The sequence below is a fragment of the Actimicrobium sp. CCI2.3 genome, from assembly GCF_035019065.1.
In the GTDB taxonomy this organism is placed as follows: Bacteria; Pseudomonadota; Gammaproteobacteria; order Burkholderiales; family Burkholderiaceae_D; genus Actimicrobium.
The window spans coordinates 54155-75829 of record NZ_JASJWR010000024.1; the positions used below are offsets into that span (position 1 = coordinate 54155).

16 protein-coding genes and 4 tRNA genes are annotated in these 21675 nt (G+C 48.4%); all 20 read left to right on the forward strand.

Annotation, left to right across the window (positions count from 1 at the left end):
• Positions 1–182 precede the first annotated feature (182 nt).
• The 20 genes from QN370_RS14040 (at position 183) to rplC (ending at position 21674) form a co-directional block, all read left to right on the forward strand.
• A complete protein-coding gene (locus QN370_RS14040; RefSeq protein ID WP_322126029.1) occupies positions 183–1163 on the forward strand; it encodes a gamma-glutamyl-gamma-aminobutyrate hydrolase family protein in 981 nt (326 codons plus the stop codon).
• A 256-nt stretch (positions 1164–1419) separates the two neighbouring features.
• Positions 1420–1505 (forward strand) — tRNA-Tyr (locus QN370_RS14045).
• Between the two features lie 60 nt (positions 1506–1565).
• A tRNA-Gly gene (locus QN370_RS14050) sits at positions 1566–1639 on the forward strand.
• A gap of 32 nt (positions 1640–1671) precedes the next feature.
• Positions 1672–1746, forward strand: a tRNA-Thr gene (locus QN370_RS14055).
• A 79-nt stretch (positions 1747–1825) separates the two neighbouring features.
• Positions 1826–3016 carry an elongation factor Tu gene (gene tuf / locus QN370_RS14060; protein WP_322126030.1) on the forward strand — a complete coding sequence of 397 codons (1191 nt, stop codon included), beginning with the start codon at positions 1826–1828 and terminating at the stop codon, positions 3014–3016.
• 83 nt (positions 3017–3099) lie between these two features.
• Positions 3100–3175, forward strand: a tRNA-Trp gene (locus QN370_RS14065).
• Between the two features lie 36 nt (positions 3176–3211).
• On the forward strand, positions 3212–3595 hold the full coding sequence (secE, locus tag QN370_RS14070; RefSeq protein WP_322126031.1) for a preprotein translocase subunit SecE: 384 nt from the start codon (positions 3212–3214) through the stop codon (positions 3593–3595).
• Positions 3592–4194, forward strand: coding sequence for a transcription termination/antitermination protein NusG (nusG, locus tag QN370_RS14075; protein ID WP_323581740.1), 603 nt, complete (start codon positions 3592–3594; stop codon positions 4192–4194). The genes secE and nusG overlap by 4 nt, the downstream gene beginning before the upstream one ends.
• A gap of 158 nt (positions 4195–4352) precedes the next feature.
• Positions 4353–4784, forward strand: a complete 432-nt coding sequence (gene rplK / locus QN370_RS14080) for a 50S ribosomal protein L11 (protein WP_322126033.1) — start codon at positions 4353–4355, stop codon at positions 4782–4784.
• A complete protein-coding gene (gene rplA, locus QN370_RS14085) occupies positions 4784–5479 on the forward strand; it encodes a 50S ribosomal protein L1 (protein ID WP_323581741.1) in 696 nt (231 codons plus the stop codon). The genes rplK and rplA overlap by 1 nt, the downstream gene beginning before the upstream one ends.
• A gap of 305 nt (positions 5480–5784) precedes the next feature.
• Positions 5785–6330: a 50S ribosomal protein L10 gene (gene rplJ / locus QN370_RS14090; RefSeq protein WP_322127184.1), complete on the forward strand. Its 546-nt coding sequence runs from the start codon at positions 5785–5787 to the stop codon at positions 6328–6330.
• 86 nt (positions 6331–6416) lie between these two features.
• Positions 6417–6785 carry a 50S ribosomal protein L7/L12 gene (rplL, locus tag QN370_RS14095; RefSeq protein ID WP_322126034.1) on the forward strand — a complete coding sequence of 123 codons (369 nt, stop codon included), beginning with the start codon at positions 6417–6419 and terminating at the stop codon, positions 6783–6785.
• A 253-nt stretch (positions 6786–7038) separates the two neighbouring features.
• Positions 7039–11145 carry a DNA-directed RNA polymerase subunit beta gene (gene rpoB, locus QN370_RS14100; protein ID WP_322126035.1) on the forward strand — a complete coding sequence of 1369 codons (4107 nt, stop codon included), beginning with the start codon at positions 7039–7041 and terminating at the stop codon, positions 11143–11145.
• Positions 11146–11416: 271 nt separating this feature from the next.
• Positions 11417–15652, forward strand: a complete 4236-nt coding sequence (rpoC, locus tag QN370_RS14105; RefSeq protein WP_322126036.1) for a DNA-directed RNA polymerase subunit beta' — start codon at positions 11417–11419, stop codon at positions 15650–15652.
• Between the two features lie 302 nt (positions 15653–15954).
• On the forward strand, positions 15955–16338 hold the full coding sequence (gene rpsL, locus QN370_RS14110; RefSeq protein ID WP_009664973.1) for a 30S ribosomal protein S12: 384 nt from the start codon (positions 15955–15957) through the stop codon (positions 16336–16338).
• Positions 16339–16476: 138 nt separating this feature from the next.
• The gene (gene rpsG, locus QN370_RS14115) at positions 16477–16947 is read left to right on the forward strand and encodes a 30S ribosomal protein S7 (protein ID WP_040722478.1); all 471 of its coding nucleotides are present in this window, start codon (positions 16477–16479) and stop codon (positions 16945–16947) included.
• Positions 16948–17068: 121 nt separating this feature from the next.
• Positions 17069–19174 (forward strand): elongation factor G, encoded by a 2106-nt coding sequence (gene fusA / locus QN370_RS14120; protein ID WP_322126037.1) that lies wholly within the window; start codon positions 17069–17071, stop codon positions 19172–19174.
• 89 nt (positions 19175–19263) lie between these two features.
• Complete coding sequence (gene tuf / locus QN370_RS14125; RefSeq protein ID WP_322126038.1) at positions 19264–20454, forward strand: elongation factor Tu; 1191 nt, start codon at positions 19264–19266, stop codon at positions 20452–20454.
• A gap of 77 nt (positions 20455–20531) precedes the next feature.
• Positions 20532–20849, forward strand: coding sequence for a 30S ribosomal protein S10 (gene rpsJ / locus QN370_RS14130; RefSeq protein ID WP_322123690.1), 318 nt, complete (start codon positions 20532–20534; stop codon positions 20847–20849).
• 168 nt (positions 20850–21017) lie between these two features.
• Positions 21018–21674 carry a 50S ribosomal protein L3 gene (gene rplC / locus QN370_RS14135; protein WP_322126039.1) on the forward strand — a complete coding sequence of 219 codons (657 nt, stop codon included), beginning with the start codon at positions 21018–21020 and terminating at the stop codon, positions 21672–21674.
• Position 21675 lies beyond the last annotated feature (1 nt).

Below are 21675 nucleotides of genomic sequence, written 5' to 3' on the forward strand. Positions count from 1 at the left end.
TTCAAAGGGAAGTCCAAAAGATCGGTACCTTAACAAATAATAGACGCTGTTGATTACCGGTGCCTTCGAGTTTGTTGATCATTCATCAGGTCCTTTGCATTGTTTTGCCAGCCAGCCTGAAGATGTCTTGATTAGATTGATGTTGCCCGCGTTCTACTGAATTTCAAATTGAAATGGATGCTATGACTACTATGCCAGAAGGAAAAAAAGAAATACCGGCACCGCAAAGCCTGGAAAAAGAAGATGCCACCGTGTCGATGCCTAGTGCAGAAAAGCCACCTTTGCCATGGGAGCTTGCACAGCGAGAAACACCATGGACGCAGTCATGGAATGTATTCTCAGCGCGCATCCGGGCGATCAGTGACAAAGTGGGCAAAAAGCTCGCTCATAGAACGTTAAAGATTGGGGTATCAGCGAGGATATTTCATCCGGAACCAGGAGCTAAAGGACTGCGTGGCAAAACTTTGCAATACCTTGAAGAGTCGATTGCCCAGTGGGTTATGTCTCGCGACGTGATGGTCTTTATGATCCCGACGGTGAATACGAACGGCTTGCTGCATCCAAGTAATATCCGGCTTCGTGACTACGCCAAACACCTTGATGGTTTGGTTTTGCAAGGAGGAGCTGACGTTTCACCACAAAGCTACTCCGAGTTAGCGACCCGGCCAGAATGGAACGGCGACAGGGCAAGAGACATGTACGAACTCGAATTGCTGCACGAGTTCATTGAGGCTGACAAACCGGTTCTCGGAATTTGTCGAGGCTGCCAATTAATTAACGTCGCATTCGGGGGGACGTTGTACCAGGACATCGCGGCAGACGTGCCGAATGCCATCGCGCATGTGAATGAACTTTATGACAGTCATCGTCATTCAATTCAATTTCCCGTCGGGTCGTCGTTAGGAAAGATGTTTTTTAAGGAAGAGTCGCCGATGGTCAATTCAATACATCATCAAGCTGTTCGTGACGTTGGACGCAACTTGAATGTTGAGGCAGTGTCAGGAGAGGACCAAATAGTCGAGGCCATCCGTTATCGTAAAGCAGCTTTCGTGATGGGGTTGCAATGGCACCCAGAATTTCACAGAGCCGGTGGGGTAGAGTTGCTTGACTGCACTCCGGTACTCGACAGTTTCTTGAAGGCAGCCCGAGAAACACGTTTCTAAGATTGGATGTGGTAGTGCGAGCGCCGAAGACGAAGAATGTCTTGTTGGATAGCGTCCCTTTACGTGATCAAGAGCGAATTCTTGAGCGGAGCACTTAAAAAATAGCGAATTCGTGCAGCTTTATAGTATTATGCGCGGCGCACGAAAATTCGTAGCTAATCAATTCGCTGCACTAACACGGATTGATAGGTGGGAAACTTAAGTGCGCGAAGATTGACAAGGGGCTTTCTCTCAAATATAGTTTGGGGTTCCCTAAGGAGGGGTGGCCGAGTGGTTAATGGCAGCAGACTGTAAATCTGCCCTCTTACGAGTACGCTGGTTCGAATCCAGCCCCCTCCACCAGATTTAGGTGAAGAAATAAGCGCAGGTTAATAAGTAGTAGTTGCGGAAGCGGTGACCCTCGCGGGTGTAGCTCAATGGTAGAGCTGAAGCCTTCCAAGCTTATGACGAGGGTTCGATTCCCTTCACCCGCTCCAGTTTTACGCAGTTGATTATTCAGCTGCAAGTAGCCCTTTTAGCTCAGTGGTAGAGCACTCCCTTGGTAAGGGAGAGGCCACGTGTTCAATCCACGTAAAGGGCACCAGTTTCGTTAGTGGTGAGTCGTATAACTAAGTCGATCGGGCTCGTGCCTGAACATTCTCTCAAATCGTTAGGAGTCCAAGATGGCAAAGAGTAAATTTGAGCGGACCAAACCGCACGTAAATGTAGGCACGATTGGCCATGTGGACCACGGCAAAACTACATTGACAGCAGCAATTGCAACGGTACTGTCAAAGAAATTTGGCGGCGAAGCAAAAGCTTACGATCAGATCGATGCAGCACCAGAAGAAAAAGCGCGCGGCATTACAATTAATACTGCACACGTCGAGTACGAAACAGCAGCGCGTCACTACGCGCACGTTGACTGCCCAGGCCACGCTGACTATGTGAAGAACATGATTACCGGTGCGGCGCAGATGGACGGTGCGATTCTGGTGTGTTCAGCTGCAGACGGTCCAATGCCGCAAACTCGCGAGCACATCTTGCTGGCGCGTCAAGTTGGTGTACCGTACATCATCGTTTTCTTGAACAAGTGCGACATGGTTGACGATGCCGAGTTGCTCGAGTTGGTGGAAATGGAAGTTCGTGAACTGCTAGTCAAATATGAGTTCCCAGGTGACGATTTGCCAATCATTCAAGGTTCCGCGAAATTGGCGCTGGAAGGCGATACAGGTACGTTGGGTGAGGAAGCCATCATGAAATTGGCTGAAGCACTTGATACCTACATCCCTACACCTGAGCGTGCAGTTGACGGTGCCTTTTTGCTGCCAGTCGAAGACGTGTTCTCGATCTCGGGTCGCGGTACCGTTGTGACCGGTCGTATCGAGCGTGGTATCGTCAAGGTCGGCGAGGAGCTGGAAATCATCGGCATCCGCGACACACAAAAAACTACTTGCACCGGCGTTGAGATGTTCCGCAAACTGCTGGATCAAGGCCAGGCTGGTGACAACGTCGGCGTGCTGTTGCGCGGCACCAAGCGTGAAGATGTTGAGCGGGGTCAGGTATTGGCCAAGCCAAACACCATCAAGCCGCACAAGCATTTCACTGGTGAAATTTACGTTTTGTCGAAAGACGAAGGCGGACGTCACACACCTTTCTTTAACAACTATCGTCCTCAGTTTTACTTCCGTACAACAGACGTAACAGGGTCGATCGAGTTGCCGAAAGACAAAGAGATGGTTATGCCTGGTGACAACGTGTCGATCACTGTTATGCTGATTAACCCGATCGCGATGGAAGAAGGATTGCGCTTCGCTATTCGTGAAGGCGGTCGTACTGTTGGTGCTGGCGTCGTTGCAAAGATTATCGAGTAATAAATTATTTCTAATGAAGATAATTCCCGCTTTGAGAGTAAACTTTAACGGGAAATTTATTTTCAAGAGCAGTGTTTAAACGTAGGGGTGTAGCTCAATTGGCAGAGCGTCGGTCTCCAAAACCGAAGGTTGGGGGTTCGAGGCCCTCCGCCCCTGCCACCGAATTAGGTGCAGGGTATCGAAAGTAAATAGAGTATGTCTAATCAACCTGTGCAAACAGTGAGCACGTCAAGCGACAAGTTAAAGGTCGCTTTGGCCGTTTGTGCTGTCATTGCTGGCGTGGTAGTTTTCTATGTGCTTGCGGACAAGCCTTCATTAGTCAGAGCTAGTGGGTTAGTGCTGGGCCTGATAGTGGCTGTGGGATTTGCGTGGACATCAACTCAAGGCAGGGAATTTCTAAATTTTGCCAGTGAAGCAGTTCGTGAAACCAAAAAAGTAGTGTGGCCAACCAGAAAAGAAGCAATGCAGATTACTGCAGTTGTGTTCTGCTTCGTTCTGGTAATGGCTATTTTTCTTTGGGGAACCGATAAGTTACTAGAGTTTATATTGTACGACTTGATTCTGGGCTGGAAAAAATGACGAACGAGCAAGCAGAAGACGGAGCGCCAGTAAATACAGAAAGCGCAGCAACTGTAGCGCTAACTAGTAAAAAACGTTGGTACGTAGTACATGCTTATTCCGGCATGGAGAAAAGCGTGCAACGAGCTTTGACCGAGCGAGTAACTCGCGCAGGAATGGATGAGAAATTTGGTCAGATATTAGTTCCGACCGAAGAAGTAATCGAAGTAAAAAATGGTCAGAAGACAGTCACTGAACGTAGATTTTTCCCGGGTTATGTGTTGGTCGAGATGGAAATGACTGACGAAACATGGCATTTGGTGAAAAACACAAGCAAGGTGACAGGGTTTATCGGTGGTAAGTCTAATAAGCCAACGCCAATTCCTCCGCATGAAGTTGACAAGATCATGCAGCAGATGCAAGAGGGTATTGAGAAGCCTAGGCCAAAAGTATTGTACGAGGTCGGTGAATTAGTCCGGATTAAAGATGGTCCATTCACAGACTTCAACGGAAATGTAGAAGAAGTTAACTACGAAAAATCAAAAGTCAGAGTTTCAGTGACAATTTTCGGTAGAGCAACACCAGTTGAGTTAGAGTTCGGGCAGGTAGAAAAAGCTTGATGACGTAATCAGGCAAAAGATTTTTAAGTAATTTGTATGAAAAGTAATGGCCGAAATTAAAATCGGAAATTATTTATGTATCAGCGAGGAGCCCAATTAAAGTGCGTGATATCACGTAGTTGAAAAGGCGCTACCACTCACCTAAAGACGGAGCCTACATGGCAAAGAAAATTATTGGTTTTATCAAGCTGCAAGTGCCGGCTGGTAAAGCAAACCCATCCCCTCCGATTGGTCCTGCATTGGGTCAACGCGGTTTGAACATTATGGAATTCTGCAAGGCATTTAACGCTCAGACCCAAGGTCTCGAGCCAGGCCTGCCAATTCCTGTTGTTATTACAGCCTTCGCAGACAAATCGTTCACTTTTGTGATGAAGACGCCACCGGCGACAATTCTGATCAAAAAAGCAGCTGGAATTACCAAGGGTTCGCCTAAGCCGCACGTGGATAAGGTCGGTAGCATCACGCGACAGCAAGCAGAAGAAATCGCAACACAAAAACGGCCAGATTTGACGGCTGCTGACATGGAAGCCGCCGTGCGTATCATCGCGGGCTCGGCACGTTCCATGGGTATCACGGTAGAGGGAATGTAATGGCTAAGTTATCCAAGCGTATCAAAGCAATTAAAGCTAAAGTCGATCGTACTAAGTCCTATCCATTCGACAATGCTGTGGCATTAATTAAAGAACTCGCTACGGCGAAATTCAATGAATCGATTGATGTGTCAGTTCAACTCGGTGTCGATGCAAAGAAATCGGACCAAGTCGTCCGTGGATCCGTTGTGCTGCCAGCAGGAACAGGTAAAAGTGTTCGTGTTGCCGTTTTCGCCACGGGTGAAAAAGCTGAGCAAGCTAAAGCTGCAGGTGCAGACATCGTTGGTATGGAAGATTTGGCAGAGCAGATCAAAGCAGGCAACATGCCTTTTGATATCGTTATCGCCTCACCTGACACAATGCGTATTGTAGGTACACTGGGCCAGATTTTGGGTCCACGCGGGCTGATGCCTAACCCGAAGGTGGGTACGGTTACGCCTGATGTAGCTACTGCGGTAAAAAACGCCAAAGCTGGTCAAGTTCAATACCGGACCGACAAAGGCGGAATTATTCACGCCACAATCGGTCGCAAGTCGTTCACTGATGAAGCATTGAAGTCGAACCTCGTCGCTCTGATTGATGCACTGAATAAAGCAAAGCCAACATCAAGCAAAGGTGTCTACCTGCGCAAGGTTTCTTTGTCATCTACAATGGGTGCCGGTGTTCGTGTTGATCATGCGTCGCTAGCAGCTTAAAAAATAACGTCTCCATGCTTCAGTGCATGGAGTAAATCTTTGGGCTGACTTAATTTAGTTTAATAAATTAAGTCAGACAATCAAAGACCGTTGGGCTCGGTATTGAAAAAATAAATACTGAGTTAAAAATGAAAAACAAGAAATTGTTTTTCTACCCAACGCAGATGGTGAACCCGAACAAGTTTTGTGGTACCTACGCTGGCCCGCCAGTCGGAACTCCTAACTTCGGACGCCGTGTTCGAACCGATACAAGGCAAGCAATTCATTGGGGTTGCGATGCTGAGTATCATTTTTGGAGGTTGACCGTGAGTCTCAATCTGAATGACAAGAAGGCTGTCGTAGCCGAAATTTCAGTAAAAGTTGCAACTGCACAGACTATCGTCGTCGCTGAATACCGCGGCATCCAAGTTAGTCACTTGACACAATTGCGCGCAAAAGCACGTGCTGAAGGCGTGTATTTGCGTGTGTTGAAAAACACCTTGGCTCGACGCGCAGTTGAAGGCACTGCCTTTTCTGCTCTGGCATCCGAAATGACCGGTCCGTTGATCTATTCGATCTCCGACGACGCCGTTGCCGCTGCAAAAGTCCTCCAGGAATTTGCACGGACTAACGACAAACTGGTCATTAAAGCGGGTAGCTATGCTGGTAAGCCACTTGATAAGGCAGGCGTAGCTTCATTGGCTAGTATTCCTAGTCGTGAAGTCTTGCTTTCCCAATTACTTGGAATCATGCAGGCACCTGTGTCCGGATTTGCTCGTGCTCTTGCAGCTCTTGCAGCCAAGAAAAGCGAAGGAGCAGAAGTTGCACCGGAAGCCGAAGTTCTGGCAGACGCTCCGGTGGAAGCTGTCTGATTCAATAATTAGTAATTATTGAATCATCCAACGCACGACGTTAAAACTGATCTGATGTAATTATCAATACCAATTAGGAGTTTCAAATGGCAATTAGCAAAGACGATATCCTCGAAGCCGTAGGCGCGATGTCAGTAATGGACCTGAATGACATGGTCAAAGCATTCGAAGAAAAATTTGGTGTTTCCGCTGCTGCAATGGCAGTCGCTGGCCCAGCTGGTGCTGCTGCTGTCGTTGAAGAGCAGACAGAATTCACAGTAACACTGACCGATTTCGGCGCTAACAAGGTTGGCGTAATTAAAGCTGTTCGCGAAATTACAGGCCTTGGCTTGAAAGAAGCTAAAGATCTGGTTGATGGCGCACCAAAGCCAGTAAAAGAAGCTGTATCGAAAGCAGATGCCGAAGCTGCCAAGAAAAAATTGGAAGATGCAGGCGCGAAAGCTGAAATCAAGTAAACTTGGTTATTTAGCGCATTGTTGAAGCGCCAGAGTCAAAGCGCGGAACCTTTTTAAATAAGGGTTCGGCTTTGACTTCTTTGTCGTTTCAAAATGCGGGTTAAATAGCGATTTCAATACGACATAGAATTTTGCAACGCATATAGTTTTTTAGGGTTGTCACTTGAGGTTTCGTCGTTGCTGGTACATGCATTAACCGCATTTACTGTCGAATTCTGAACTGTCCATCCTTCCTGTCACTCACGGAGTGTTCATGCACTACTCATTTACTGAGAAGAAGCGCATTCGTAAATCTTTTGCGAAGCGCGCTAACGTTCACAACGTTCCGTTCCTGCTGGCGACCCAGCTCGAGTCTTATCTTAGCTTCCTGCAAGAGGACAAAGTTCCGTCGCAACGCAAGAATGAGGGCTTACAATCGGCCTTCACTTCGATCTTCCCTATTGTTTCGCACAATGGGTTCGCTCGTCTGGAATTTTTGTCTTATATTCTTGGCGATCCGCCGTTTGACGTCAAGGAGTGCCAGCAAAGGGGACTAACGTTCGCCTCGCCACTTCGGGCTAAAGTGCGTCTGGTTATTCTTGACAAAGAATCGCCAACTAAGCCAGTCGTCAAAGAAATGAAAGAACAGGAAGTGTACATGGGCGAATTGCCGCTCATGACAACCACTGGCTCCTTCGTGATCAATGGTACAGAGCGCGTGATCGTGTCACAGTTGCACAGATCACCTGGTGTATTTTTTGAACACGATCGGGGCAAGACACACTCGTCAGGAAAGTTGCTTTTCTCGGCACGGATTATTCCTTACCGCGGATCGTGGCTTGATTACGAATTTGATCCGAAAGATATCTTGTTTTTCCGTGTCGATCGTCGTCGCAAAATGCCAGTAACAATCTTGCTCAAAGCAATAGGCATGACGCCCGAGCAGATCCTCGCGAACTTCTTTGTGTTCGACAATTTTGCCCTTCGTGCCGATGGTGGCGAGATGGAGTTCGTTGGCGAACGCCTGCGCGGTGAAGTTGCACGTTTTGATATCAATGACAATGCAGGTAAGTCGCTGGTTGCAAAAGATAAGCGCATTAATGCAAAGCACGTGCGTGAAATGGAAGCCGCGGGCATTAAACATATTTCGGTGCCTGAAGACTATCTGTTAGGTCGCGTACTGGCTAAAAATATTGTTGATGCGGATACCGGTGAAATCGTCGCAAGCGCAAACGATGAATTGACTGAAGAGTTGATGGGGAAGTTGCGCGAATCAAATATTTCGAATATTCAAACGCTTTACACTAACGATCTTGATCAAGGCGGTTATATTTCGCAGACGCTGCGGATGGACGATACCGCAGATCAAATGGCCGCTAAAGTTGCTATCTACCGGATGATGCGTCCTGGAGAGCCACCGACCGAAGACTCAGTTGAAGCGTTGTTCAATGGCTTGTTTTACAACGAAGATCGCTACGATTTATCAGCAGTCGGCCGTATGAAATTCAACCGCCGCATAGGTCGCGACGAATTGACCGGCATGATGACCTTGTCAAATGATGACGTGCTAGCTGTAATCAAGATATTGGTTGAGCTGCGCAATGGTCGCGGTGAAGTCGATGATATTGATCATCTCGGTAATCGTCGTGTACGTTGCGTTGGTGAATTGGCAGAAAATCAGTTCCGTGCCGGTCTGGTTCGTGTAGAGCGGGCTGTGAAAGAGCGCCTTGGTCAAGCCGAAGCAGATAATTTGATGCCGCACGATCTGATCAATTCCAAGCCGATCTCGGCAGCAATCCGCGAATTTTTCGGTTCATCGCAGCTGTCGCAGTTTATGGACCAGACCAATCCGTTGTCGGAGATTACGCATAAACGTCGCGTTTCGGCTCTTGGACCTGGCGGTTTGACCCGTGAGCGTGCCGGTTTTGAGGTGCGCGACGTGCATCCAACCCACTACGGCCGTGTGTGCCCGATCGAAACACCGGAAGGTCCGAATATTGGACTGATCAATTCGTTGGCGCTGTATGCGCGATTGAATGAGTATGGGTTCCTTGAAACGCCTTATCGTAAAGTGAACGATAGCAAGATTACGGCCCAGATCGACTACTTGTCTGCAATCGAAGAAGGGCGCTATATCATTGCCCAGGCAAACGCGACCATCGACCCTACCGGGCGACTGTCGGACGAGCTTGTATCTGCGCGAGAAGCAGGTGAAACGATTCTTGTCTCCCCTGAACGTGTTCAGTACATGGACGTTGCTCCGGGCCAAGTTGTTTCCGTTGCTGCCTCGCTGATTCCGTTCCTTGAGCATGACGACGCGAACCGGGCTCTGATGGGTGCCAACATGCAGCGTCAAGCTGTACCGTGTTTACGTCCGGAAAAGGCGCTGGTCGGTACTGGTATTGAGCGCACTGTTGCGGTTGACTCTGGGACCACGGTGCAGGCTCTGCGTGGTGGCTTGGTTGACTATATTGACGCTGGTCGTGTCGTGATTCGGGTGAACGATGAGGAGGCAACTGCAGGTGAAGTTGGCGTTGACATCTACAACCTGATCAAATACACGCGATCAAACCAAAATACCAACATCAATCAGCGCCCAATCGTGAAAGTGGGCGATCGTGTTGCGAAGCACGACGTAATTGCAGACGGAGCGTCAACGGACTTGGGTGAGCTTGCCTTGGGTCAGAACATGCTTGTCGCTTTTATGCCGTGGAATGGTTATAACTTTGAAGACTCGATACTGATTTCGGAAAAGGTTGTTGCAGATGATCGCTACACCTCGATTCATATCGAAGAACTATCTGTTGTAGCGCGTGATACCAAGTTGGGTGCCGAAGAAATTACGCGAGACATTTCGAATCTTGCAGAAAACCAACTGGCACGCCTCGACGAATCCGGCATTGTGTATATCGGTGCTGAAGTCGAAGCTGGTGATACCTTGGTTGGTAAAGTTACCCCAAAAGGGGAAACACAACTGACTCCGGAAGAAAAATTACTGAGAGCAATTTTCGGTGAAAAAGCTTCCGATGTGAAAGACACTTCACTTCGAGTTCCGTCCGGCATGATTGGAACCGTTATTGATGTCCAGGTTTTCACACGTGAGGGTATTCCTCGTGACAAGCGCGCGCAGCAGATTATTGATGATGAACTGAAGCGTTACCGCCTTGATTTGAACGATCAGTTGCGCATTGTTGAGGGCGATGGCTTCCAGCGCCTCGAGAAAATGCTGATTGGTAAAGTCGTCAACGGTGGTCCGAAAAAGCTCGCCAAAGGTGCAAAGATAACGAGCGAATATTTGCTCGATCTGGATAAATATCATTGGTTCGATATTCGTCCTGCAGACGATGATGCTGCAGCCTCGCTTGAAGCAATCAAAGAATCGATTGCCGAGAAACGGCATCAATTTGATCTTGCTTTCGAAGAGAAGCGTAAAAAATTAACGCAGGGCGATGAACTTCCACCCGGCGTGCAAAAAATGGTCAAAGTGTATTTGGCCGTAAAGCGTCGGTTGCAGCCTGGCGACAAGATGGCGGGTCGCCACGGTAACAAGGGCGTGGTTTCACGGATCGTGCCGATTGAAGATATGCCTTACATGGCAGACGGAACACCTGCGGATATCGTGTTGAATCCGCTTGGTGTGCCATCGCGGATGAACGTCGGCCAGGTTCTGGAAGTGCATTTGGGTTGGGCTGCTAAAGGTCTCGGTCTGCGTATTGGCGAGATGTTAAAAGCGCAGACGAAGATCATAGAGCTGCGGAAATTCTTGTCAGTGATCTATAACGGTTCTGGGAAAAATGAAGATCTGGATAGTTTTAGTGATGATGAGATTCTGGAGTTGTCATCGAATCTGAAGCATGGTGTTCCTTTTGCTACACCGGTTTTTGATGGTGCCAACGAGGAAGAGATCCGTCAGATGCTTGACCTCGCTTATCCTGATCACATTGCCAAGCAGCTCGGCATGACACCGTCGAAGAATCAGGTAACAATGTACGACGGTCGGACCGGTGAGGCTTTCGAGCGTTCGGTTACCGTTGGCTACATGCACATGCTGAAATTGCATCACCTTGTCGATGACAAGATGCATGCTCGTTCAACTGGACCTTACTCTTTGGTTACTCAGCAGCCACTTGGCGGTAAAGCTCAGTTCGGTGGACAGCGTTTCGGTGAGATGGAAGTATGGGCGCTGGAAGCGTACGGCGCGTCTTATGTCTTGCAGGAAATGTTGACGGTGAAATCCGACGACGTGAATGGTCGTACTAAAGTATATGAAAACCTCGTTAAGGGGGATCATGTTATCGATGCAGGTATGCCTGAGTCGTTTAACGTGTTGGTCAAGGAAATACGCTCGTTAGGTATCGATATCGATCTCGAGCGAGATTAATTGTTCCAACCTAAAAAGCCGCGTTACGCGTAAGATGCGTGTCGCGGCTTTTTTGCCGAATCCAGTTATTCGGTAGCATTTTCTAGTCAAGATATTAAAGTAGCAAGGTAGGGCATTACATAAGTTGTAGGGAAGTGTCACTCCGTACTCGGTATCAGCGGAACTCTGCTCAACAGCAGGGCTCTCCCGCTAATGCAACAGGGTCACAAGCGGAATCGGCTCATCCTCCTCGTCAGTCATCTAGCGTTTTTCACGCAACCTGGAGTGAACCATGAAAGCACTGCTCGATTTATTCAAGCAAGTTCAGCAAAACGAACAGTTCGACGCAATCAAAATTGGTCTTGCATCCCCTGAAAAAATCCGTTCTTGGTCCTACGGTGAAGTAAAAAAACCGGAAACCATTAACTACCGGACGTTTAAGCCAGAACGTGACGGACTATTTTGCGCGAAGATTTTTGGTCCAATCAAGGACTATGAATGTTTGTGCGGTAAGTACAAGCGCTTGAAGCATCGGGGCGTCATTTGTGAAAAATGTGGAGTTGAGGTAACGCTCGCTAAGGTTCGTCGCGAACGCATGGGTCATATTGAACTGGCGTCGCCTACCGCACACATCTGGTTTCTGAAGTCGTTGCCGTCGCGGTTAGGTATGGTTCTAGACATGACACTGCGGGATATCGAGCGTGTTTTGTACTTTGAAGCCTATGTAGTGACGGACCCTGGTATGACGCCACTTAAAAAGTGTCAGATCATGTCGGAAGATGATTACGCGGCTAAGTACGAAGAATTTGGTGACGACTTTACGGCATTCATGGGCGCCGAGGGAATACGTGAACTGCTTCGTTCAATCGATATCGATCGTGATGCGGAAATGCTGCGTCAGGAATTGAAAGAATCTAAATCTGAAGCCAAGATTAAAAAGTATGCAAAACGTCTGAAAGTACTGGAGGCGTTTCAGCGTTCCGGTATCAAGCCAGACTGGATGATTATGGAGGTATTGCCGGTACTTCCACCGGAATTGCGTCCTTTGGTTCCATTGGATGGGGGGCGCTTCGCGACCTCCGACCTGAATGATTTATATCGTCGCGTGATTAACCGTAATAACCGTTTAAAGCGGTTGATGGAATTGCGCGCGCCAGAAATCATTACGCGTAACGAGAAGCGGATGTTGCAGGAAGCAGTGGATTCGTTGCTTGATAATGGTCGTCGCGGTAAGGCGATGACCGGCGCGAATAAGCGACCATTGAAGTCGCTTGCTGAAATGATCAAGGGTAAGGGCGGTCGATTCCGTCAAAACTTGCTCGGTAAACGCGTCGATTATTCTGGTCGTTCGGTCATTGTCGTGGGTCCCCAGTTGAAACTGCATCAGTGCGGTTTGCCAAAGCTGATGGCACTTGAGTTGTTCAAACCTTTCATCTTTAATAAGCTGGAGTTGATGGGTCTTGCAACGACTATCAAGGCAGCGAAAAAACTGGTTGAAATTCAAGAGCCTGTTGTTTGGGACATTTTGGAAGACGTGATCCGCGAACATCCGGTCATGCTCAATCGTGCGCCAACTTTGCATCGTCTCGGTATTCAGGCGTTTGAACCAGTGCTTATCGAAGGAAAAGCAATTCAATTGCATCCGCTAGTTTGTGCCGCTTTCAATGCTGACTTTGATGGCGACCAAATGGCAGTACACGTGCCGTTGTCAATTGAAGCGCAGATGGAAGCCCGTACACTGATGCTGGCGTCGAACAACATTCTGTTCCCGTCAAATGGAGAGCCTTCCATCGTACCTTCGCAGGATATCGTGCTCGGTTTGTACTACGCTACACGTGAACAAATTAACGGTAAAAACGAAGGGATGATGTTCCCTGATGTATCCGAAGTTATTCGCGCTTATGACAATAAGGAAGTCGAATTGACTTCGCGTGTGACCGTACGAATTACCGAGTATCCGAAAAATCTTGAAACCGGCGAGTTCGAGAAAACTATTACACGCTATGAAACGACAATTGGTCGTGCAATTCTTTCTGAGATCCTGCCTAAGGGTTTGCCATTTAGCGTACTGAATCGCGCTTTAAAGAAGAAAGAGATCTCGAAACTAATCAACACGTCGTTCCGCAAGTGCGGTCTGCGTGCGACCGTTGTATTCGCTGATAAGTTGATGCAGTCAGGCTTTCGTTTGGCAACTCGTGCTGGCATATCAATTTGCGTTGATGACATGTTGGTTCCACCACAAAAAGTTACGTTGATTGCCACCGCAGAGCAGGAAGTCAAACAGATTGAGCAGCAGTATTCATCTGGTTTGGTTACTGCAGGCGAGCGGTACAACAAAGTGGTCGATATCTGGGGCAAGGCCGGTGACGATGTCGGTAAAGCCATGATGGATCAGTTGAAAGTCGAGGATGTGATTCGTCGTGACGGAACAAAGTCTACGCAAGAGTCCTTTAACGCGATTTATATGATGGCTGACTCCGGCGCACGTGGTTCTGCAGCGCAGATTCGACAGCTGGCAGGTATGCGTGGCTTGATGGCGAAGCCTGACGGCTCCATTATCGAGACACCAATTACGGCGAACTTCCGCGAAGGACTGAATGTATTGCAATACTTCATTTCAACACACGGTGCACGTAAAGGTTTGGCCGATACGGCGTTGAAGACGGCTAACTCAGGTTATTTGACACGTCGTCTGGTTGACGTGACTCAGGACTTGGTAGTCATTGAAGATGATTGCGGTACTTCCAACGGTGCTTCAATGAAAGCCATGGTTGAAGGTGGTGAGGTAATTGAAGCGTTACGTGATCGTATTTTGGGTCGCGTTGCGGCAAATGATATTGTCAATCCAGAGACACAGGCCACGTTGTTCCCGGCAGGTACGTTGCTCGATGAAGATGGTGTTGAAGAAATCGAGCGCTTGGGTATCGACGAAGTTAAAGTTCGCACTCCATTGACCTGTGACACACGTTACGGCTTGTGCGGTATGTGCTACGGACGCGACTTGGGTCGTGGCGTATTGGTCAATGCAGGTGAGGCGGTTGGTGTGATTGCTGCCCAATCCATTGGTGAGCCAGGTACCCAGTTGACAATGCGTACATTTCACATCGGTGGTGCTGCATCACGCGCTGCTGTCGCCTCATCTGTTGAAGCCAAATCGAACGGTATTGTGCGCTTCACAGCAACAATGCGGTATGTCACGAACGGCAAAGGCGGTCAGATCGTCATTTCTCGCTCAGGCGAAGTACTTATTACCGATGACCACGGCCGTGAGCGGGAACGTCACAAGGTGCCATATGGCGCGACGTTAAGTGTGCATGACGGTTTGCTGATCAAGGCCGGAACGCCTCTGGCAACATGGGATCCGTTGACTCGTCCAATTATTACTGAGTATGCCGGTACCGTACGTTTCGAACACGTTGAAGAGGGCTCGACAGTGGCTCGTCAAGTCGATGAAGTTACCGGCTTGTCAACAATGGTCGTAATCGATGCGAAGCGTCGTGGATCAGTCAGCAAGACTGTACGACCACAGGTCAAGCTATTGAACGAGCAGGGCGAAGAAGTAAAAATCGCCGGGACCGAGCATGCAGTAACAATTGGTTTTCAGGTTGGTGCATTAATCACGGTCAAGGATGGACAGCAAGTATCCGTTGGCGAAGTGCTCGCACGTATCCCAACTGAATCGCAAAAAACTCGCGATATTACAGGCGGTTTGCCACGCGTTGCTGAGCTGTTTGAAGCCCGCTCGCCGAAAGATGCCGGCATGCTGGCAGAAGTAACCGGGACCGTTGCTTTTGGTAAGGAAACCAAAGGAAAACAACGTCTTGAAATTACTGACATGGACGGCAACAAGCACGAGTTCCTGATTACTAAAGATAAACAGGTTCTGGTTCATGACGGTCAAGTTGTCAACAAGGGTGAAATGATTGTTGACGGACCTGCTGATCCACAGGACATTTTGCGGTTGCTTGGTATCGAGGCGCTTGCTCGTTATATTGTTGATGAAGTTCAGGATGTCTATCGTCTCCAGGGTGTGAAGATCAATGACAAGCACATTGAAGTGATCGTTCGCCAAATGTTGCGTAGAGTTCAAATTGTCGACGCCGGAGATGCAAACTACATTACTGGTGAGCAGGTTGAGCGTTCTGAATTGCTGGATGAAAACGATCGTGTCAATGCTGCGGGTAAAATCCCGGCGACTTACGAGAATGTTTTACTTGGTATTACCAAGGCATCGTTGTCGACTGATTCGTTTATTTCAGCCGCGTCTTTCCAGGAAACCACTCGGGTACTTACTGAGGCAGCCATCATGGGCAAGCGCGATGGTCTTCGTGGCTTGAAAGAGAATGTGATCGTTGGTCGTTTGATCCCGGCAGGTACAGGGCTCGCCTTCCATCGGGCACGAAAAGAAAAGGAAACATGGGAAGCTGAAGAGCGAACAGCATTGTTGCAAGCCGAGAAGGTTGCACGCACTGCTGAGTTCGAAGCTCAATTAGCGGATATCAGCGGCGGTTCAGACAGTATCGATTAATACCGTTGCATGTTCGGGAAGGGCACTGGGAAATAGGTCCAGTGCCTTTTTTTTTGATGGTGGTTCGGTCTACCTTCTGAATTTCCTAGAAAATAGTGAACAGTTGATTGACGACTCGGATTCGGGAGACTACACTCTCCAGTTCTCGAATTTATCCATGGCCACAGATTGCCTGTAAGGCAATTCGTAGCTGATATCGAAGAAATCGCACAAGGTATGCATCTTGTGACGCATTGTTTAAGTCCCCGGACAACCGTTTTCGGGATTTGTTAATAGCAGTAATTTTAGTTGGGTTTAGAGCGATGCCAACCATCAATCAATTGATTCGCCAGCCGCGTGTTTCTGCACGCGTCAAGAGCAAATCACCGGCGCTTGAAAACAGCCCGCAAAAACGTGGCGTATGTACGCGCGTTTACACAACAACTCCTAAGAAGCCTAATTCTGCACTGCGTAAAGTTGCAAAAGTACGGTTGACCAATGGTTTTGAAGTGATTTCATACATCGGTGGCGAAGGCCATAATTTGCAAGAGCATAGCGTGGTCTTGCTCCGCGGTGGTCGTGTAAAAGACTTGCCAGGTGTTCGTTATCACATGGTCCGTGGTGCTTTGGATACTCAAGGTGTTAAGGATCGTAAGCAATCGCGTTCGAAATATGGTACCAAGCGCGCAAAAGCCGGTAAAAAGTAAATTTATTTATCTTCGCAAAATATAAGCGGAGAAGGTGTCGGTCCCGAATGGGCCGAGTAAGTGGATGGCTATGATGGCTGTTCTGGAGTGAGTAATCCGAATGGATGAACACTCAACTGAAGATTGAAGGGAATCGAAATGCCACGTCGTCGTGAAGTCCCCAAGCGGGATATTTTGCCGGATCCAAAATTTGGTAATGTTGATGTTGCTAAGTTCGTCAACGTACTTATGCTGTCTGGCAAGAAGTCTGTTGCCGAAAATATTATTTATGGTGCTTTTGAGCACATTAATGCCAAGTCAGGCAAAGACCCGCTCGAAGTTTTCGCTGCAGCTATTGGTAATTGCAAGCCACTTGTTGAAGTAAAATCTCGTCGCGTTGGTGGTGCAAACTATCAAGTACCAGTTGAAGTACGGCCAGTCCGTCGCATGGCACTGTCAATGCGTTGGTTGCGCGAAGCAGCAAATAAGCGCAGCGAAAAATCGATGCCGCAACGTCTCGGCGGAGAACTGCTTGAAGCTGCTGAAGGTCGTGGCGGTGCAATGAAAAAGCGCGATGAAGTGCATCGCATGGCAGAAGCGAACAAGGCGTTCTCGCACTTCCGCTTCTAAAAGAATGATTGGCGTTGCCGCCTTGTGCAGGCTATGCCGGTTATAAAAGTAATTGTTCGAGGCCGGGCACATTGAATAGATGGCGCTCGGTTTTGCACATTAAAAAGATTTAGGATGAACTATGGCACGCAAGACCCCCATTGAGCGCTATCGCAACATCGGTATTTCCGCTCACATTGATGCTGGTAAAACTACGACTACAGAGCGAGTGCTGTTCTACACAGGCGTGAACCATAAAATTGGCGAAGTGCATGACGGTGCTGCCACCATGGACTGGATGGAGCAGGAGCAGGAGCGTGGAATCACGATCACGTCCGCTGCAACCACTTGCTTCTGGAAGGGAATGGCTAATAACTTTCCTGAACATCACATCAACATTATTGATACGCCAGGTCACGTCGATTTCACAATCGAAGTAGAGCGTTCAATGCGTGTGCTTGACGGCGCCTGTATGGTTTACTGTGCGGTTGGCGGAGTTCAGCCACAATCCGAAACGGTATGGCGTCAAGCTAATAAGTACGGTGTTCCACGTCTGGCGTTCGTCAACAAGATGGATCGTACTGGTGCAAACTTCTTCAAGGTCTACGACCAGATGCGCGCACGTCTGAAGGCAAATCCAATTCCTGTACAGATCCCGATTGGCGCTGAAGAAAATTTCCTCGGTGTTGTTGACCTGGTTAAGATGAAAGCGATCTACTGGGACGATGCATCACAGGGGATGAAATTCGACTATCGTGAAATTCCCGAAGAACTTTTGGCGCAGGCTAAAGAGTGGCGCGAGAAGATGGTTGAAGCCGCAGCAGAGGCGACCGAAGAGTTGATGAACAAATACTTGGACGAAGGCGATTTGTCAGAAGAAGAAATCAAGACTGCATTGCGTCAACGTACTATTGCGGCCGAGATTGTTCCGATGATGTGTGGTACCGCTTTCAAGAACAAGGGTGTTCAAGCGATGCTTGACGGCGTTATTGAATACTTGCCTTCGCCTGCGGATATTCCACCAGTTAAAGGTCTCGATGAAGACGATCTTCCTGTAACTCGGAAAGCAGAAGATACGGAAAAATTTTCGGCGCTTGCGTTCAAAATTATGACGGACCCGTTTGTCGGACAGTTGATATTTTTCCGTGTTTATTCGGGCATGATCAAGTCAGGCGACACGGTGTTTAATCCCGTTAAAAACAAGAAAGAACGTCTTGGTCGGATTTTGCAGATGCACGCAAATCAGCGCGAGGAAATCAAGGAAGTTCACGCCGGGGATATTGCTGCAGCCGTAGGTTTGAAGGATGCAACCACCGGTGAAACTTTGTGCGATCCTACTGCGGTCATTACACTTGAGCGCATGGTGTTCCCTGAACCAGTGATTTCACAAGCTGTCGAGCCAAAGACCAAGGTTGACCAAGAAAAAATGGGCCTTGCCTTGAATCGTCTGGCACAAGAAGATCCTTCGTTCAGAGTGAAAACTGATGAAGAGTCAGGCCAAACAATTATTGGTGGAATGGGCGAGCTACACCTGGAAATTATCGTTGATCGTATGCGTCGCGAATTTGGTGTTGAGGCGACCGTTGGTAAGCCGCAGGTTGCATATCGCGAGACGATTCGTAAAGTTTGCGAAGAAATCGAAGGTAAGTTCGTCAAGCAATCTGGTGGTCGTGGTCAATATGGTCACGTCGTATTGAAAATCGAACCGCAGCCTCCTGGTGTTGGTTTCGAATTTGTTGATGCAATTAAAGGTGGTACTGTCCCACGCGAATATATTCCTGCGGTTGAAAAAGGTGTTCGAGAGACACTTACGGCAGGTGTTATGGCTGGTTACCCTGTAGTTGATGTCAAAGTCACGTTGTTCTTCGGTTCGTATCATGATGTTGACTCGAATGAAAATGCATTCCGTATGGCGGCATCCATGGCATTCAAAGACGGGTGCCGTAAAGCCAGTCCGGTGATTCTGGAACCAATGATGTCGGTAGATGTTGAGACTCCAGAAGACTACGCGGGATCCGTAATGGGTGACTTGTCTTCTCGTCGTGGAATGGTGCAAGGGATGGATGAAATTGCTGGTGGTGGCGGCAAAATTATCAAGGCTGAAGTTCCTTTGTCAGAGATGTTCGGTTACTCGACTTCTTTGCGTTCAGCTACGCAGGGTCGGGCAACATACACGATGGAGTTCAAGCATTATGCTGAAGCGCCTAAAAATGTAACCGAGGCAATTGTTAGTTCAAAAGGTAAATAGTTCTTTTGTTGCGGCCCGCACGATAGAAATTAACATCGAGCGGGCTGTAGCGCCGATAGATAAATCATTGTTCTTGAAGGAAAAGTAAAATGGCAAAGAGTAAATTTGAGCGGACCAAACCGCACGTAAATGTAGGCACGATTGGCCATGTGGACCACGGCAAAACTACATTGACAGCAGCAATTGCAACGGTACTGTCTAAGAAATTTGGCGGCGAAGCAAAAGCTTACGATCAGATCGACGCGGCACCAGAAGAAAAAGCACGCGGTATTACAATTAACACCGCACACGTCGAGTACGAAACAGCAGCGCGCCACTACGCGCACGTTGACTGCCCAGGCCACGCTGACTATGTGAAGAACATGATTACCGGTGCGGCGCAGATGGACGGTGCGATTTTGGTCTGTTCAGCTGCAGACGGTCCAATGCCGCAAACTCGCGAGCACATCTTGCTGGCGCGTCAAGTTGGTGTACCGTACATCATCGTTTTCTTGAACAAGTGCGACATGGTTGACGATGCCGAGTTGCTCGAGTTGGTGGAAATGGAAGTTCGTGAACTGCTAGTCAAATACGAGTTCCCAGGCGACGATTTGCCAATCATTCAAGGTTCCGCAAAATTGGCGCTGGAAGGCGATACAGGTCCGTTGGGTGAGGAAGCCATCATGAAATTGGCTGATGCACTTGATACCTACATCCCTACACCTGAGCGTGCAGTTGACGGTGCCTTTTTGCTGCCAGTCGAAGACGTGTTCTCGATCTCGGGTCGCGGTACCGTTGTGACCGGTCGTATCGAGCGCGGTATTGTCAAGGTCGGCGAGGAGCTGGAAATCATCGGCATCCGTGACACACAAAAAACCACTTGCACCGGCGTTGAGATGTTCCGCAAACTGCTGGATCAAGGCCAGGCTGGTGACAACGTCGGCGTGCTGTTGCGCGGCACCAAGCGTGAAGATGTTGAGCGGGGTCAGGTATTGGCCAAGCCAAACACCATCAAGCCGCACAAGCATTTCACTGGTGAAATTTACGTGTTGTCGAAAGACGAAGGCGGACGTCACACACCTTTCTTTAACAACTATCGTCCTCAGTTTTACTTCCGTACAACAGACGTAACAGGGTCGATCGAGTTGCCGAAAGACAAAGAGATGGTTATGCCTGGTGACAACGTGTCGATCACTGTCATGCTGATCAACCCGATCGCGATGGAAGAAGGCTTGCGCTTCGCCATTCGTGAAGGCGGTCGTACTGTCGGTGCTGGTGTGGTTGCAAAAATCATCGAGTAATTTTTACAGTCAAACAAATTGTTTGATTTTCATTGCCGCGGATAAGTTATCCGCGGTTCGTTCTTTTAAGGATTTTCATGTCTAGCCCAAATCAAAAAATTCGCATCCGTCTTAAAGCATTTGACTATCGTCTGATTGATCAGTCAGCACTTGAGATTGTTGAGACCGCCAAGCGCACGGGTGCGGTTGTTAAGGGTCCAGTCCCTCTGCCAACGCGTATTCAACGCTTCGACGTTTTGCGCTCACCTCACGTAAACAAGACTTCGCGCGATCAGTTTGAAATTCGTACACATGTTCGGTTGATGGATATTGTTGATCCTACGGACAAGACAGTTGATGCATTGATGAAGCTGGACTTGCCGGCCGGCGTCGATGTTGAAATTAAATTGCAATAATTTTTTGATTGAGGTATGTCGAATTCTCGAATTAATTGTTGTAGAAGAATGAGACTGCCGTTATAATTTTGGGCTTCGATGGGTGACTGACGCCTTGTCATAATCACCTACGTTATTTAGTAGTACAAACAACAGCCCTGCCCAATCGTAGGCGGGAATGGAGAAAAAATGAGCCTTGGCCTTGTTGGTCGCAAGGTTGGTATGATGCGTATTTTTACGGATGACGGTGATTCAATTCCAGTTACTGTAGTCGACGTATCAAACAACCGCGTTACCCAAATCAAAACCCCTGAAACCGATGGTTATACATCTGTTCAGGTTGCATTCGGTCAGCGTCGCGCTTCGCGTGTGAATCAAGCTACGGCTGGTCACCACGCTAAAGCTGGTGTCGAAGCTGGTACCGTTCTTAAAGAATTTCGTATTGACGCGTTGAGGGCTTCGGAGATGAAAGCGGGCGACATCGTTGCCGCAAGTCTCTTTGAAGTCGGTCAAAAAGTCGATGTGCAAGGTATCTCGATCGGTAAGGGTTACGCTGGCGTTATCAAGCGTTACAACTTCAGTTCGGGTCGCGCTACGCACGGTAACTCACGTTCGCACAACGTTCCAGGTTCAATCGGTATGGCGCAGGATCCAGGTCGCGTTTTTCCTGGTAAGCGGATGACTGGACACATGGGCGATGTAACGGTTACTACCCAGAATCTCGAAATTGCACGTATCGATGCCGAACGTCAGCTGCTGCTGATCAAAGGTGCAGTGCCCGGCGCTAAGAATGGCAAAGTTGTCGTTTCGCCTGCTGTAAAAATCAAAGCCAAGAAGGGAGCTTAAT